This window comes from Nocardia sp. CS682 (genome assembly GCF_004634405.1).
Taxonomy (GTDB): Bacteria; Actinomycetota; Actinomycetes; order Mycobacteriales; family Mycobacteriaceae; genus Nocardia; species Nocardia ninae.
On record NZ_CP029710.1, the window covers coordinates 950,812 to 965,351 of the forward strand.

General features: G+C 64.4%; 15 protein-coding genes. 5 read left to right on the forward strand and 10 right to left on the reverse strand.

The window, feature by feature from the left end:
* Positions 1–68: 68 nt before the first annotated feature.
* The gene (locus DMB37_RS03925; RefSeq protein ID WP_135231504.1) at positions 69–437 is read right to left on the reverse strand and encodes a VOC family protein; all 369 of its coding nucleotides are present in this window, start codon (positions 435–437) and stop codon (positions 69–71) included.
* A 63-nt stretch (positions 438–500) separates the two neighbouring features.
* On the opposite strand from DMB37_RS03925, the gene DMB37_RS03930 reads away from it, so the two are divergent.
* Complete coding sequence (locus DMB37_RS03930) at positions 501–953, forward strand: MarR family winged helix-turn-helix transcriptional regulator (protein WP_135231505.1); 453 nt, start codon at positions 501–503, stop codon at positions 951–953.
* Positions 954–1,057: 104 nt separating this feature from the next.
* Here the strand turns inward: DMB37_RS03930 and DMB37_RS03935 are convergent, their stop codons facing one another.
* Complete coding sequence (locus tag DMB37_RS03935) at positions 1,058–1,813, reverse strand: LGFP repeat-containing protein (RefSeq protein WP_135231506.1); 756 nt, start codon at positions 1,811–1,813, stop codon at positions 1,058–1,060.
* Positions 1,814–2,140: 327 nt separating this feature from the next.
* Complete coding sequence (locus DMB37_RS03940) at positions 2,141–3,577, reverse strand: MFS transporter (protein WP_135237327.1); 1,437 nt, start codon at positions 3,575–3,577, stop codon at positions 2,141–2,143.
* Between the two features lie 140 nt (positions 3,578–3,717).
* Here DMB37_RS03940 and DMB37_RS03945 point away from each other — a divergent pair, with 140 nt between their 5' ends.
* From DMB37_RS03945 to DMB37_RS03960, 4 genes are all read left to right on the forward strand, one after another.
* Positions 3,718–4,410, forward strand: a complete 693-nt coding sequence (locus tag DMB37_RS03945) for a winged helix-turn-helix transcriptional regulator (protein ID WP_370465318.1) — start codon at positions 3,718–3,720, stop codon at positions 4,408–4,410.
* A gap of 185 nt (positions 4,411–4,595) precedes the next feature.
* On the forward strand, positions 4,596–5,375 hold the full coding sequence (locus DMB37_RS03950; protein ID WP_370465393.1) for an SDR family NAD(P)-dependent oxidoreductase: 780 nt from the start codon (positions 4,596–4,598) through the stop codon (positions 5,373–5,375).
* Positions 5,376–5,421: 46 nt separating this feature from the next.
* Positions 5,422–6,117 (forward strand): DUF2306 domain-containing protein, encoded by a 696-nt coding sequence (locus tag DMB37_RS03955; protein WP_135231508.1) that lies wholly within the window; start codon positions 5,422–5,424, stop codon positions 6,115–6,117.
* A gap of 231 nt (positions 6,118–6,348) precedes the next feature.
* The gene (locus tag DMB37_RS03960; protein ID WP_135231509.1) at positions 6,349–6,549 is read left to right on the forward strand and encodes a hypothetical protein; all 201 of its coding nucleotides are present in this window, start codon (positions 6,349–6,351) and stop codon (positions 6,547–6,549) included.
* A gap of 24 nt (positions 6,550–6,573) precedes the next feature.
* Here the strand turns inward: DMB37_RS03960 and DMB37_RS03965 are convergent, their stop codons facing one another.
* The 7 genes from DMB37_RS03965 to DMB37_RS03995 all read right to left on the reverse strand — a co-directional run bounded on the left by DMB37_RS03965 (position 6,574) and on the right by DMB37_RS03995 (position 14,508).
* Positions 6,574–7,962 (reverse strand): MFS transporter, encoded by a 1,389-nt coding sequence (locus DMB37_RS03965; RefSeq protein ID WP_135231510.1) that lies wholly within the window; start codon positions 7,960–7,962, stop codon positions 6,574–6,576.
* Entirely contained in the window at positions 7,959–8,930 is a 972-nt protein-coding gene (locus tag DMB37_RS03970; protein WP_135231511.1) for an ornithine cyclodeaminase family protein, read from the reverse strand. The genes DMB37_RS03965 and DMB37_RS03970 overlap by 4 nt, the downstream gene beginning before the upstream one ends.
* 152 nt (positions 8,931–9,082) lie before the next feature.
* Positions 9,083–9,613 (reverse strand): MaoC family dehydratase, encoded by a 531-nt coding sequence (locus tag DMB37_RS03975; RefSeq protein WP_135231512.1) that lies wholly within the window; start codon positions 9,611–9,613, stop codon positions 9,083–9,085.
* Between the two features lie 23 nt (positions 9,614–9,636).
* Positions 9,637–10,872, reverse strand: coding sequence for an aminotransferase class I/II-fold pyridoxal phosphate-dependent enzyme (locus tag DMB37_RS03980; protein ID WP_135231513.1), 1,236 nt, complete (start codon positions 10,870–10,872; stop codon positions 9,637–9,639).
* The gene (locus DMB37_RS03985; RefSeq protein ID WP_135231514.1) at positions 10,873–11,751 is read right to left on the reverse strand and encodes a CoA ester lyase; all 879 of its coding nucleotides are present in this window, start codon (positions 11,749–11,751) and stop codon (positions 10,873–10,875) included.
* A gap of 283 nt (positions 11,752–12,034) precedes the next feature.
* Complete coding sequence (locus DMB37_RS03990) at positions 12,035–13,033, reverse strand: ParB/RepB/Spo0J family partition protein (RefSeq protein WP_167768726.1); 999 nt, start codon at positions 13,031–13,033, stop codon at positions 12,035–12,037.
* 890 nt (positions 13,034–13,923) lie between these two features.
* Entirely contained in the window at positions 13,924–14,508 is a 585-nt protein-coding gene (locus DMB37_RS03995; protein ID WP_135237329.1) for a dihydrofolate reductase family protein, read from the reverse strand.
* Between the last annotated feature and the right edge of the window lie 32 nt (positions 14,509–14,540).

Below are 14,540 nucleotides of genomic sequence, written 5' to 3' on the forward strand. Positions count from 1 at the left end.
CTAGTACCGCCTACCCTCGACGCGCAGACATATGCACAAGAGGCATAAATGGTTCGGCCAGCGGCCGATCAGGTGCGATCGTGCAGCGTGATCCGGTAGCCGTCGGGGTCGGCGAAGGTGAATGTCCGGCCGAAGGGGCCATCGATCGGCGCGGCGACGATGGGGTGGCCATCGGCGACGAGAGCATCGTGAATGTCTTGGACGCCGGTGGCGTGCAGCCAGATCGCGGCACCGATACCGGGCTGGGCAACCGAGTCGAGGTCAGTCCCGGGAACGACCTCGCGGAGCGCGAAGGTGATCGGCTTCGTCTCGAAGACGACGGCGTGCGGCGGTCCGGCTGGCGAGCGGACAAGGCCGAGGTACTGCTCGTAGAACGCCTGTGAAGTGTCGAGGTCGCGCGCTTGTAGCGAGATGAAGTCGGGGCCGGTGGCGGGCATGGTGTTACTCCTTCTTTGCGTGTCAGTCTTCTGACACGGATCAATGTATGTCAGAATACTGACATGAGTCAAGACGGCGTCGACCTGGACAAATCACTGGGCTATCTGATGAAAGAGGCGTCGAGCGCGCTGCGCGCTGCCATGGAGGACGCGCTGCGGCCGCTCGGGATGAGCGTGACGCACTACTCCTGCCTCGAACTGCTGGCGCAACGACCGGGCCTGTCGAACTCCGAGCTCGCGCGGGGCGCATTCGTGACGCGTCAGTCGATGAACGTGCTGCTCCAGGCCCTGGAACGCGAGGGCCACGTGACCAGGCCTGCGCAGGCACCCGTCGGGAAAGTGCTTCCCACGCGGCTCACGCCCCGCGGCCGACGGAAGCTGGAGAAGGCGAGCGCGGCCGTCCGGTCCGTCGAGCTCAGAATGCTGGCCGGCCTGACCGAGACCGAGCAGTCCGCCGCGTTCCGGATCCTGCGAAGCATGATCCACTCGCTGCGCGATGGCGACGCCGAGGCATAGCTCGGCTCGAGCCGGGACGGCAACTCACACGTCCGGCCAGTCCCCGCGAAAACCCCTGGCGCGCAGTGGCGACGCGGAGATCCGCGGCTGATGCTCCGACTCGATCAGCGGGGACGCCACTCGATACGCCCACCCTGGAAGTCCTGGGCGCGGCCGGCGTTGTAGTCGTATTCGTCGCTGATCGGGTAGCCGTAGCGACCGTTCTCCCAGTTCTGGCCCGCCCAGATGTCTCTGATCGGCCCGGCTACCACGCGGGCGCCGGTGTCGATGGACCAGTAGATCGAACCGCCCTCGAAATGCTGTCCGGCGCCGTTGTTCTTGGCGCGGAACTCGTCTACGACCGGGAAGCCGAGTCTGCCGTCCTCCCAGGACAGGGTGGCCCACTTGTCGCGGATCGCTCCCCAGGTGTTGTGCGCACCAGTCGCCCAGGACCAGTGGATCGTGCCGCCCTCGAAGTGGCCGAAACGACCGGGTTTACGAGTTGGCAGCTCTCTGCTGGTGGGATAGCGCAAAGCACCGTTCTCCCAGCCGAGTTCGCCCCATTTGGCGCGAATCGCACCGCCGATCTGATTGGCGTGACCGCCGGAGACCAGCGGATGCCAATAGATCGAGCTGTCCTTCTCGAACGCTTGCCAACGGCCGCCGCGTGCGGCATCGGACTCCGGGTTGATCGCGTTGCCGAAGAACGCGAAACCACCGGCCTCGTCGTATTCGACTCGGATCGCCCCGTAGATCGGGTATGGCTGCGCAACAGCCTGGGGTGCGGCGAGGGTAGTGAGCGCCGCGAGAACGATGGCGGCTCGGACGACTCGGGCGGACCGGCGCCGCCCGTGCTTCTGATTTCGCAGACCGGGTGACATAGCCCCTCCTTGCGCGCCGTATATGGCAGCCATTTTACTTGCGGCCGAGCGTCTTCGACAGTGCCGAAGCCCCCACTCGACAGTTGGGTGCACCGGCGAAAACCGCCTACGGACGGAATGCTCCGGCCGCTCGACCGAAGTCCGGCCCGGTTAGGTTCGGCGCGATCTCAACTCCGCCACCGCAGCGGTTCGGTTCGCGCAGTGCGCAATTCGCCATGCAGTAATGCGATGAGGGTAGAAATCAACGGTTTTCGCGCGGGCAACCATAGTGCTCGGCTTCCGCCCGGCTAACCGTATTTCGGTGCGGCCGACCTCCGACAGGCATGGTCACATGGGTGCGTCGTTGCTGCGGGTGTTGTAGGTACGCAGGCCGATCGCCGCCGCGACGAGGATGGCGATGCTGCTGGCCAGCAGAGCACGACTGAACCCCGAGGCCAGCGCCTCCGACGGCGCCGTACCGGTAGCAAGCAGATCAGCGGTATACGAGGTCGCCACCGTGGTCAGCACCGCCAGACCGAACGCGCCACCGAGTTGCTGGGAACTGTTCAACAACGACGCCGCCAACCCCGACTTGTCCGCCGGTACACCAGCATTGGCCGCGTTGGTGACCGACACCATGACGAAGCCGAGACCCACCGACATCACCATCATCCCGGGCAGCAGATCGGTAACGTAGTCCCCGTCGACCGGCAAACCCGACAACAAGAACACACCGATCGAGGCGACCACCGACCCACCCACGATCAACGGCCGCGTCCCCACCATCGGAATCAACTTCGTCGAGACCAGCGCACCGACCCCGATACCCATCGTGACCGGCAGATACACGATCCCGGTCCGCAGCGCCGAATACCCCAGCACGTTCTGCATATAGAGACTCAGGAAAAAGAACATCGACATGAACCCCGCGATCGCGATCAACTGCGTTGCATCAGCGGCCGCGAGCCCACGAACCCGGAAAATCGACAACGGCATCAACGGGTTCGGCCGACGGTGCTCGTTCACCACGAACGCGATCAGCAGCAGCACCGCACCCGCGAAACGAGCGATCGTGCTCAGCGAGTCCCACCCCGCATGCGGCGCTTCACCGATGGCATACACCAGCAGCAGCATGCCCCCGGTACCGAGAACCGCACCCGGCAAATCGAAACTCGCCCGCGAGGCACTGCGCCGGTCATCAGGCAACAATCCATAGATCGCGACCAGCAGCAACACACAGATGATCGGGTTGATCAAAAGCACCGAACGCCAACCGAAATACTCGGTCAGCACCCCACCGAGCAACACCCCGCTCGCAGAGGCCGCCCCGATCATGCCACCCCAGACCCCCAGCGCCCGATGCCGATCCGTTCCCTCCTTGAACGAGGTCGTCACCAGCGACAACGCCGCAGGCATCATCAACGCCGCACCCGCGCCCTGAACAATACGAGCGCCGACCAGCAGTTCTGCGGTGGTAGCGAACCCGCCGACCAGGGACGCCAGGGCAAACACCACCACACCGGCGACGAGCACCCGCCGACGCCCGACCAAATCCGCCGCGCGCCCACCCAGCAACATGAAGCCGCCGTAGGTCAGCAGATAACCAGTCGCCACCCACTGCAAGCCCGGCTCGGAGAAGCCGAGCTGGTGCTGCATCGACGGCAACGCCACATTCACGATCACCGCATCCATGAAATCCAGGAAACCGATCGAACACAGCAGCGCCAGACTCAACTTGCCGCGCCTGGTCGACAGGACGGACGAACTCACCACCGCGCGTGTCATCACAAGGTGCTCTTTCTCAGATGAAAATTCCTCGAATCAGGTGTCCCCAGTACCGATTTCAGCCAGACACCACGACGGCCGGTCAGCTGATGCGGATCTCCTCTGCTCGAGGTCCATCCTTGCAGTTGATATAATCAACCATGATGGATGAAGTCAAGCACGAACCGAAGAATCCCCGTTCCTACGGGCAGTTCTGCGCCCTCGCGCGCGCCCTCGACATCGTGGGCGAGCGCTGGACCTTGCTGATCGTGCGCGAGCTGCTCCCCGGCCCGATGCGCTACACCGAGCTGAAGAACTCACTCGCGGGGATCGCGACCAACCTCCTGGCAGAGCGGCTACGGACGCTGGAGTCGAACGGCATCCTGCAGCGGCAACTCGGCGACTCAGGAGTTCGCTACGCCTTGACGCCGTGGGGTGCGAGCCTCCGAGAGCCCATGGAGGCGCTCGGCAGATGGGGCGCGCCGCTGCTGATGACAGGGCGCAACGACGATTCGTTCCAGCCGCGCTGGCTGGCACTTGCCCTGCCCGCCCTGCTGCGCGGAATCACCGCGACGCCGGCGGTGGAGCTCGGCATCGAGACGGACGGATTCCGCATGGTCCTGCGCATCGACGAGGACGGGCCCAGCGCGACCGCCTCGCCCGGTCAGCAGCCGGATACGGTCTTCACCGCGGCGCCGGAGGTCGTCGTCGGGCTCGCGGCAGGCGGGCTCACGATCGACCAGGCCCTCGACGCGGGAAATCTACACGGGGACAACCGAATTCTCAGCACGGTGTTCCCGCCGAAGCGGGCGGTTACCGCTACTGAGGTCTCGCCGTCGGCGACGGACGCCTGACAGTTCTCGGATTCGCGAACGCTCAGCCGAGCAGCGCAGACAGCGCTGTCACATTGCATCGACAAACTTACAGCTGTTAGCTCTTGCCTCGATTCGACTTACAGGCGTAGCCTTACGGGCGTTAACCCAACTGTGTCGGACGAATAGAGGCAGGTCACGTGAGCAAGGTGTGGTTGATTACCGGGGTGTCGAGAGGGCTGGGACGGGAGTGGGCCTGTGCCGCGTTGGAACGGGGCGATCGGGTGGCCGGAACGGCTCGCGACATCGCCGCACTGGCCGATCTATCCGCCGCATTCCCAGAAACGTTCCTGCCGTTGTCACTGGAGGTGACCGACCGGGCCGCTGATTTCGCGGCGGTCGAGCAGACCGCGCGGCATTTCGGGCGGCTCGATGTAGTGCTGAACAATGCCGGGTTCATGCAGTTCGGCATGGTCGAAGAGCTCACCGAGCACCAGATCCGGGCGGAGTTGGAGACCAATCTCCTTGGCTCGCTGTGGGTTACCCAGGCGGCGCTGCCGGTGCTGCGGGCGCAGGGCAGCGGCCATATCATCCAGGTTTCCAGCCTCTGGGGAATTGTGGCATCGCCGAATGTCGGAGCGTACAACGCGTCGAAGTGGGCTTTGGAGGGGTTGTCGCAGTCCTTGGCCGCCGAGGTCGCCGGCTTCGGCATTCACGTCACCCTGCTCGAACCCGCCACCTACGACACCGGATTCACGTTGACGACATTCGCTACCGAGAATCCGGCGTACGACCCAGTTCGCGCCGACCCCGATTACGCGGCGCAGCGCTTCGGCATCCCCAGCGCGACCCGCGACGCCATCCTGGCCCTGGTCGACGCCGATAAGCCGCCGCTGCGCCTGCTGCTGGGAGACGAAGCGCTGCGGATCGTGACCGAGGAATACGAGTCCCGGCTTGCCACGTGGAACGAATGGCAGACGGTTTCTATTGCAGCGCAGGGCAACTGACCCCGGCGGACTGCTGCATTTCTCTCTCAGTATTGGAGATTCTCCCATGTCCGCAGTCATGTCACGGACCGTCCGCCGGCGCTGGTGGTGGTTTCTGTGGAGCCTTCTGGCCGTGCTGGCGATCTATATCGCCGTCTTCTTCGTAACGCCGTACCTGACCGGCGGTTCGGCCGTGCCGATCGACAAAACCATCCCTGGGTATTACGTGAGCCTGGTGGTGCATGCGGCCCCGGCCGGCCTGGCATTGATCATCGGACCGTGGCAGTTCTTGCCGCAGTTGCGAACTCGATTTCCGCAGTGGCACCGGATGGCAGGCCGGGTGTATCTGGTGTCAGTCGTGGCCGCCGCGGCCGCAGCGTCGTACGCCGCGGCAGTGACGCCGAGCGGCTTCCCATTGCAGGTCGCCTTTTACCTGCTGGTGGTCGCGTGGTTGTACTCGGCCGCACAGGCCTATCGAACGATCCGGCGTGGCGAGGTGCAGTTGCACCGGATCTGGATGATCCGCAACTACGCACTCACCTTCGCCGCCGTGACGCTACGTCTCTACCTGCTGACCGGTACGCAGTTGGCGAAAATCATTCCGTCGCTGGAGCACCGAGATATCTACACCGCCAGCGCCTGGGCATCACTCCTGGGCAACGTGCTTGTCGCCGAGTACTTCATCGTCCAGCGCACGCTGGCCCCGTTGATCCGCCGGAGCAACACCACGCTCACCGAGCTGCCGCAACCATTGACCCGCTGATCACTCGCCGCAGCGTATGCCGAACCGCTGCCGACATCGAATCGAGCCGTCGCCAGCCCTCGGCGTGTCGCTACGTAACATGTTGTTCCCCATCGCGATTCATCCCACAGGCGAGGGCAGGACAGTGGGATGGACAAAAGTGGACTATCGCCGATGCGGCGCTTATGGCAGCGATGGCAACTGACGCGAGCGCGGTGCACCAGGCTCACCTCGCAGCGACCACTCACATTGTTGCGGCCACTGATCGGTGCGACGGCGGCGCTCGCACTGACCATCGGCGGAATCGTCATAGCGCTCGAGCACACCGGTTACAACACCCCCGTCGAGCACACCCAGCACACTGAATGCACCCAATTGTGGGTGGAGGGCAGCACGCTGCCGGAGTGCCCAATCATGCTGCTGGTACGCGTAATCCAGTATCCCCTTCCCTGACCCGACCACTGGCGTCCGATCAGCTCACCGTCGGGGTTTCAATATCAGGAATGGAAGTATCGCGGTCGCGAGGAAGGTTCCGGTTGCGATGAGGAAGGCGGTTTCGTGGGCCGCTTGGGTCGGCCAGTGGGTGCCCAGCACCTGATCGCTGCTGAGCACGGCACCGGTGACGGCGCTGCCCGCGGCGGCGCCGATGGTGCGGAACACCACGTTCATTCCGTTGGCAGCGCCCAGCTGGTCGAGCGGCACGGCATCGTTGATGTAGGCGCGGATCGCGGTGAAGGCGAATCCGGTGCCGATGCCGAACAGGGCACTGGCCAGGTAGAGGTCGAGTTCTGTGTTCTGCTTGATGACGAGGAGAGCCACTCCGGCCGCGCTGAGTATGCCGCCGAGCACCAGTGTCGGACGGGATCCGAACCTGTTCAGTAGCACGCCACCGGTCATGCCCGCGAGCAGGTTCCCCGCGGCGCTCGGCAGCAGCATCAGGCCCGCGCCCAATGCCGTTGTGGTGAAACCGGATTCCCTCGGCGTCTGCGCGAGGCTGCTGATGGCGATGAACGAGCCGTACATGCCGAAGGCGCTCAGCGCGGCGGCGGCATTGCCGAACGCGACCGGACGCATCGTGAGCAGCGTCATGTCGATCACCGGGAATCTGACCCGCCGCTCCACCACACACCACACGACCACGAATACCATTGCCGCGCAGAGCAAGCCGGGCACCACCCAGTCCGTCCAGCCCCATGTGTTGCCCTGGCTGATCGCGATGAGTAGCGCCAGCAACCACAAGGCCAGCGTGAGTGCTCCCCACGGATCCGCGCCACGCTCGGTGCCGGGGACTCGGTCGGCAGGCAGACCCCACACGACCGCAACCAGCGCGAGCAGGCTGAGGATCAGCAGCAGCCAGAACACGGACTGGTAATTCCACCGCACCATCAGCACCCCGCTGGCAAGAATGCCGAACGCGGCGCCGACTCCCGTGCTGACGCTGACCAGCGCGAGCCCACTCGCCACCCGCTTCGGCGGCAACTCGGCCCGGATCACGCTGATCGCAGGCGGCAGCACCCCGGCTCCCGCGCCCTGAAGCACCCTCGCCGCAATCAACAGCCCGTAAGAATCGCTGAGTGCCGCCAGCAGTGCACCGACTGCCGCGACCGACAGGCACAAAATCAGCACCAGCTTGCGTCCGCGCAGATCGCCCAACCTGCCGAACAACGGTGTCCCCACCGCCGCCGCGAGCAGATTCGCGGTCATCACCCAACTGACCGCGGAGGCGGATACGCCGAATTCGCCCGCCAGAGCGGGCAACATCGGCATGACGGCCGTCTGCGCCATCGGCGCCACGATCATCGCCAGCAGCAACACAGCCAGCAGCAGGCGCGACCGACGTACCGGCGCGATGACAGTTCCGGTCATCGGCGCTTCGCCGACGACAGCACATGGGCGGTCGCCACGAGGTCGAGAAAGGAATGACCGTTCGAGCTGAAAATCGTTCGCTGCGCACGCAAATCGGCTCCGGCACCGAGCATGTCCTCCAACTCCAGCGCGGCGCTGTGCAACTCGCCGGACTCGGCGACGGCACTCTCCCTGTCCTCGACGATCACCACGCTGCCGGCGAGTTGTTCAGTGCTGACCTCCCGCGACCGCGGCGTATGTGCGCCCATACAGTTGACGTGCACGGGCGCGCGGAGATCGAACCCGCCCAGTAGCGGCTCGCTCGACGTGGTGGCGGTACAGACGACGTCCTGCCCCTCCACCGCCGCACGCAAGTCCCGCGCCACCCGGACCTCGGTGGCGCGGGGAAGCAACGCCCGCGCCCGGTCGGCGAAGGCATCGGTGCGGCCTTCGTGCCTGCCATACACGGTGACGACCTCCATGTCGCGCACCGTGGCGACACCGCGGATCTGTTGTAGGGCAAGGACTCCCGCACCCACCACGCCGAGCCTGCGCGCGTCGCCGATCGCACAGTGGTCGGTCACCAGCGCCGTGACCGCCGCACACTTGATATCCGTCAGCGCCGCACCGTCCAGCACGGCGAGCAGATCACCGGTAGCGGTGTCGAATGCGACGACGACAGCATTGATGGTCCTCGTGCCGGGCAGCTTCACCAGTGCGGCGACCTTCGTGATGAACAGACCGTGCGCAGTGCTGATCGACGGCATAGCACCGAACACGCTGTAAGGCTCCATGCGCTTGTTCACGAACTTTATCGGCGTCACCGCCTGGTGACGCTGCCCCGCCCGCAACGACTCCCCCAGCTCGGCCACCAGCGCGGGGAGATCGACCGCAGCGGCTACCTCCGCCTCGGTCATCGGCTGCATACGGTCACCAACTGGCCTCGACGGAGTGTTGGCCAACTCCGGTGACTCGACAGCCTCGTTCATCTATGCCCTCCCAAGCGTCCGTCCTGCGCGGCACACAGCGAAACCTCTTTCAGTGGGCAGAGTTTCCTGTACGCCCACTGATCCCACAGCACCTCGCCGACATTTCGCGTGGCCGCTGACAGACAGCGGCCACGCGAAATGTCGAATGGTTCTCAGTACCCTGTCTTTTCGTCGATCCCGGTGGCCTGGGTCGGCACCAGGAAACTACGTTCGAACGTGAGCACCACCTCGCCGGTCGACTTCACCCCCCTGGTGCGGCAGGTGACGATACCGTCGCCGGGTCGACTGTTGGACAATCGTTTTCCGGTGATCTCACTGTCGGCGTACAGCGTGTCGCCCGCGAACACGGGCTCGGTCAACCGGATGTTGTCCCAGCCGAGGTTGGCGATAGCTTGTCCGCTGGTACTGCGGGCTGCCATGCCACCCACGATGCTGAGCGTCACGAGGCTGGACACCAACGGCCGACCCCATCGCGTGTGTTCACAATAGGCCGCGTCGATGTGCAGCGGCGAGGTGTTCATGCTGAGCATGCTCATCAGGACGTTGTCCATCTCGGTGACGGTGCGACCCGGCCGATGCTCGAACACATCCCCCACGGTGAACTGCTCGTAACGGAACCCGAGTGTCTCCCGGTAACGCTGGGCACCGACCTGCCGGTATCCGCTGAATCCGAGTTTGTCCATGGTGCCTCCAGGCTGTCGAGCCGTCACGGCGTTCCGGTCAATTCTTTGACGTGGCTGACGAAGTCGGCGATCTGTTCCCGGCTGATGTCCGCGCGGATCATCACGCGCAGGCCGGCCTCGCCCTTCGGGACGATCGGGAAGAACACCGCGGAACTGTAGTAGCCGCGCCGGTACAGCTCTTTCGACAGTTCGACCGCTCTGTCTGCCTCACCGACCCGGACCACGCGGATCGGCAGGCCGTTACCCGCGAACGTGGTGGGCAGCAGTTCGTCGAAGTAGTCGATGTTGCTCTGCAGCGTACGTTGCAGTTCACCGAGCTCGGGTGTGCGATGCAGCGCGGCACTCGCCAGCGAGGCGCCCACGATCGGTATCTCCATATTCTGCGACCAGCCCACCGGACCCGCGTGCCGCTGCAAGAACCCGAACCACTCGGGGCGGCCGAGCATCGCGACCCCGCCTGCCGTGCCGAACGCCTTGTGCAGCGTCGACACGATGAGCGTCAGGGGGTTCATCTCCAGGCGCGACCGGGCGAATCCCTCACCGCGCTTGCCGACGATAGACAGCGAATGCGCGTCGTCCAGGTAGAGAAACAGCCCGTATTTGTCCTGAAGTTCGACCAGCCCTTCCAATGCGGCCGCACCACCCATCGAGTAGGCCCCGTCGGCGATATAGGCGACCCGCGGATATTTGCGGCAGATGTCCTCCAAGTAGTCCAGGTCGTTGTGCGGACTGGTCAGCACCAGACTCTCGTCGGCGCAGATCGGCTTCACATAGGCCATGGAGAAGTGGCTGTGGCGGTCGAACACCATCACCCGGGGGCCGTCCCCCGTCAGGTGCCCCGAGGCCAGCAACGGCAGAATGCCGAAGGACAGGACGCTGCAGGAGACTCCGGTCAATATGTCGGCGCCGAACAACTCGCCGAGGTCTGCTTCGAGCCGAGCCAGCAGGTTGTGCCGGATCCGCGCGTTCGACACCATCAACCCGGTGGCCTTGGCCACCTCGAGCGAATCGATGGCTCCTTGAATAACTTTCGGGTGAAAGTTCAGGCCGAGGTACGCGCTCGAGCACATACTCACGAACTCGTGCCCGGTCTCCTGCACGACGAGGCGGTTGTTCGACTCGGCGTCGACGTGCACGCTGATCAGCCCGGCCTCGGCCGCCGCTCGCCACGCCGGATCGGACTGTTGCAGCATCTTCTCGCTGTTTCGATAACGCCGAGGACCCAGGACATTCGGCTCGACATGGACACCAGTGCTCATTTATCGCTCCTCAAAAGTTGCCGACACCGACGACTCATCGGCGTTTCCAAAGTCCTCGACCAGGCGCCGCGACGCTTCGAAGAACGGCAGCCCCATCATCACGCCGTCGACGACGGCGATCCGACGATTGGTCGACAGGCCCGCGCTGACGATCCGCTTCGCTTTTTCCAACGTGCCTGCGTCAGGCGAGAAAACCTCATTGATAACCGGTATCTGCCGCGGATGTATCGCGATCTTGCCGCTGAATCCAAGGGCTTGAGCCCGCGCGCTCTCCTCGCGCAGACCACCGATGTCGTTGATATCGAACACCGGAGCGTCGACAACTTCGATCTCCGCCGCGCGGGCCGCGTTCACCACGCAGCCGCGGGCATGCACCAGGTAATCCCAGGACAGGCGCGCGCCGACTTCGAACGAGTAGTCGGCGGCGCCGAAGATCAGCGCCCGTAGCCGGCGCGACCCGGCCGCGATCGAGGCGACGTTCTCGAGGCCGCGTGGCGTCTCCACCACTGCGAACAGTTCGAGGTCAGGGCATACCGGACCGAGCACCTTCGCCACGATCTCGACATCACGGGCCGACTCGACCTTGGGGATGACCACCACGGCCGGCTTGACGACATACTCCTGAATGGCAAGCAGGTCCCGCAGGCCATCCGGTTCGGTCACCGCATTGATGCGCACCCCGCACCGGGTGGCCGACGCGGTAGGAGCGGCGAAGAACTTCTCCGCTTGGTGCCGCGCCTGCTCTTTATCCCACGGTGGGACAGAGTCTTCCAGGTCGACGACGCACATATCGGCGCCCGCCTGGTGCCCCGAAGAGTAGCGCCCCTCGGCCAACGCGGGCGTGGAAAGAAACGAACGACAATAGCGCGTGTACTTCATCGAGCGACCGCTCCGAGTATTTCCGAACGGGCCACCTCAGACCGACCGGCTATCAGATCCCATCTTCGAATGGGTTGTGGTTGGACAGGCATGAGCCCCCCTGATCTGATTGGTAATTCGGCAGCCATCGAAATATCTGCCGCCATTGCATGCCGCACGCTGTTCATCGCCACATGAACGGGAAAATAATCCGAGGGTCCCAGCACGATCAGTCCCCCAATGGCCGCTGTCATTAATTCTCATCGACGAGCCGAGCGGTGGCAACAGAACGGACGGGTCGACTTCAGCCGGCCGACCGTTCGTCGAGCAGGTGCGCCAACCGTTGCCACTCCCTGGAGCGTTGCCGGGCGAGCTCGGCGATGGTTCGGGTGCAGTGGTTCGGGAGGCTGCCGACCACAGATTTCCAGTCGACGCCGTCGTCGAACGGAGTCTCCAACCGGCGCAACAGCTTTCGCCCTGATTCACTGAACCGTATGGAGGGGTCTTTGCGCAGTCGCTGAAGCGCGTCAGCGGTGCTGACCGGCTGCGACGGGGCCGCCCGAACGTTCCCGCGACGCGCACGCACCGGTGCGGGCGCGGGTGTGGGCACCGGCACGGGTGCGGCCGTCACACCGGAAGATTCGCAGGCGGAAACCAACTGCGTCCCATCCCGCAACCGTTTTCGAACATCCTTGGCGGTGGTCACCGAGATGCCCGCCGCCGAGGCCACCTTCCGCGTCGATGCGGTCGGGTCGAGCGCGAACAGTTCGGCGGCTCGCTGGCGCCCCTGCCGCCCGGCCGACCGGTGCAGCACACCGTTGCGCGCAATCCGGCCGGTCGACTGGGTAGATTTCCCAGTCGACCGAGTACGGATCGCGCCGACGGTTTTGTGCGAGATCCCGGTGATGACGCCGATCGACCGGTCGGACCAGTCCGGATACGACTGCAGGATGCGCAGCGCGGCCGCCTTCCGATCGGCCAGCGACAACGGCAAGCCGTGTGCCGCATTGAGTTTCACCGCCAGCACGAACGCTTCGGCGAGGCCGCCGTCGAAGAGCACCGCCGCGATGCTCGTGTCGCCGCGCAGCTCGGCCGCGCGCAGCCGATGCCAGCCGTCGACGACCTGCATCGTTGCTCGATGCACGACGATCGGTGGCAGTGCGGTCGCCGAGTCGGCAAGTATGCGTATGTGGCCGGTGTTCACTCCCGCTGTTCGCGGCGGCGCTTCCGCCGGTAACACCGCGGAGATCGGGAGGTCGACGATGTTCGAGCAGTGCGGCAGTCCCTGGATTGTGTCCAGCACCGAACGGGTTCTGTCTGTGGACGAACCAGCATTCATTTCGTTGCTCATTGAGAATCCCCCTGCGGATCCATAGTTGCGGCCACAGCAGCGGCCCCCTGAGCGATGACGATGCCGGGCGGGCCGTCGCGTGTGCTGCCGAAAGTTGCCGAAGCCGTGGTGACGGTCATGGACCACCCGTGGCCGGACGAGACGGCCGGGTCGGCACATTCATCACTCTGATCGTTTCCAACTGAAAAAAGTTCGACCGCATTGCGCGGCCGATACCCCTTTTATGTGCACGATGGGACAGGCATTTATCAGCCATGCCGACGTTAGGATGTTCGGCGACGGCTGGATAATGACGGAGACTTCCGAGTTCCACAGCTTGTCCTCCCCGAGCCGATGGTCGCTCAGGCGATACAAACGACCGGCGCACGCCAAGTTGCCAGGCCGAGCCGCGCTTGTCAACCACTATGCCCAACAAGGGTGTTAGACCTGCGCAAGCCACCTTGCACAGGGGCATCCGCTCCACACACGACACCTACGATGGACTGATTCCTTTGCTGTCCAACATCTTTGGGGCTACAACAGAACAGTCGCGAGCAACACCCCTACAGTGCGGACCGCACGAGTTGTCGCAACGTCAACACTCGGCGCACCCGACGCTGCCGTAAGTTTCGCTGCGCCCCAACAGGATTCGTTCACACCCCAGCTGCCCGCAGAGCAACCCGGTTCGCAATCCCCCACAACCTTGGGCATGACGGCTTCCCCGGGACGCGGCCATAATTCGACCGATAGCGACGCCCCAGCGATTTCGTTGTTTCCGTTGCCGATTCGCAACGACGCCGATCAGCAACAATTCTCCGTAGTCACTGACGGCATTGACGTAATCCTCAGTCCGATATATCGACTCAGATATGCAACGTGGGCCGGTAGATAAGCTCTTGAGTGCGCCCGTCGAGCGTTCGACTCTCGAGCAACTCCAGATCGAAGTCGGCCGCGCCCTGGAAAATCGGGTCCGTTCCCGTCCGACCGGTGATCACCGGAAAGACCGTCACGTGCACACGGTCGACCAGGCCGGCGGCCATCAGCGCCCGGTTCATCGACAGGCTGCCGTGCGAGCGCAACGGCACCGTGGATTCCTCCTTGAGCCGGGCGACAACGTCGACCGCATCATCACTGATCACCGTCGTGTCCGGCCGGTCCAGCGGTCCTTCCAGCGTGCGCGATACCACCGTGGCCGGCAGGTTCCACATCCGAGTGACCCATGGGTCGAACACTTCGGAGTCCGCCGAACTCGTGGCCAGCATTTCCACGAATTGCCGATAGGTGTTGGCACCGAACACCATTCGCTGCTCCGCGCCATACACCGCAAGGCGATGTTCGAGCAGCTCAGGACCTTGCTTGCCCCAGTAGCCGCCCCAGTCGCCGTCAGCGCCGCAAGAGCCGAAGCCGTCGAGGCTGGTGAAAACGTCGAAAGTGTAGGTGGCGGCCATGTGGTTCTCCTCGAGCGCGATTGGTCGGATAT

Coding starts and splice junctions, on each gene's coding strand:
- DMB37_RS03925 (WP_135231504.1), bottom strand. CDS start 437: ATGCCCGCCACCGGCCCCGACTTCATCTCGCTACAAGCGCGCGACCTC.
- DMB37_RS03930 (WP_135231505.1), top strand. CDS start 501: ATGAGTCAAGACGGCGTCGACCTGGACAAATCACTGGGCTATCTGATG.
- DMB37_RS03935 (WP_135231506.1), bottom strand. CDS start 1,813: ATGTCACCCGGTCTGCGAAATCAGAAGCACGGGCGGCGCCGGTCCGCC.
- DMB37_RS03940 (WP_135237327.1), bottom strand. CDS start 3,577: ATGACACGCGCGGTGGTGAGTTCGTCCGTCCTGTCGACCAGGCGCGGC.
- DMB37_RS03945 (WP_370465318.1), top strand. CDS start 3,718: ATGATGGATGAAGTCAAGCACGAACCGAAGAATCCCCGTTCCTACGGG.
- DMB37_RS03955 (WP_135231508.1), top strand. CDS start 5,422: ATGTCCGCAGTCATGTCACGGACCGTCCGCCGGCGCTGGTGGTGGTTT.
- DMB37_RS03965 (WP_135231510.1), bottom strand. CDS start 7,962: ATGACCGGAACTGTCATCGCGCCGGTACGTCGGTCGCGCCTGCTGCTG.
- DMB37_RS03970 (WP_135231511.1), bottom strand. CDS start 8,930: ATGAACGAGGCTGTCGAGTCACCGGAGTTGGCCAACACTCCGTCGAGG.
- DMB37_RS03975 (WP_135231512.1), bottom strand. CDS start 9,613: ATGGACAAACTCGGATTCAGCGGATACCGGCAGGTCGGTGCCCAGCGT.
- DMB37_RS03980 (WP_135231513.1), bottom strand. CDS start 10,872: ATGAGCACTGGTGTCCATGTCGAGCCGAATGTCCTGGGTCCTCGGCGT.
- DMB37_RS03985 (WP_135231514.1), bottom strand. CDS start 11,751: ATGAAGTACACGCGCTATTGTCGTTCGTTTCTTTCCACGCCCGCGTTG.
- DMB37_RS03995 (WP_135237329.1), bottom strand. CDS start 14,508: ATGGCCGCCACCTACACTTTCGACGTTTTCACCAGCCTCGACGGCTTC.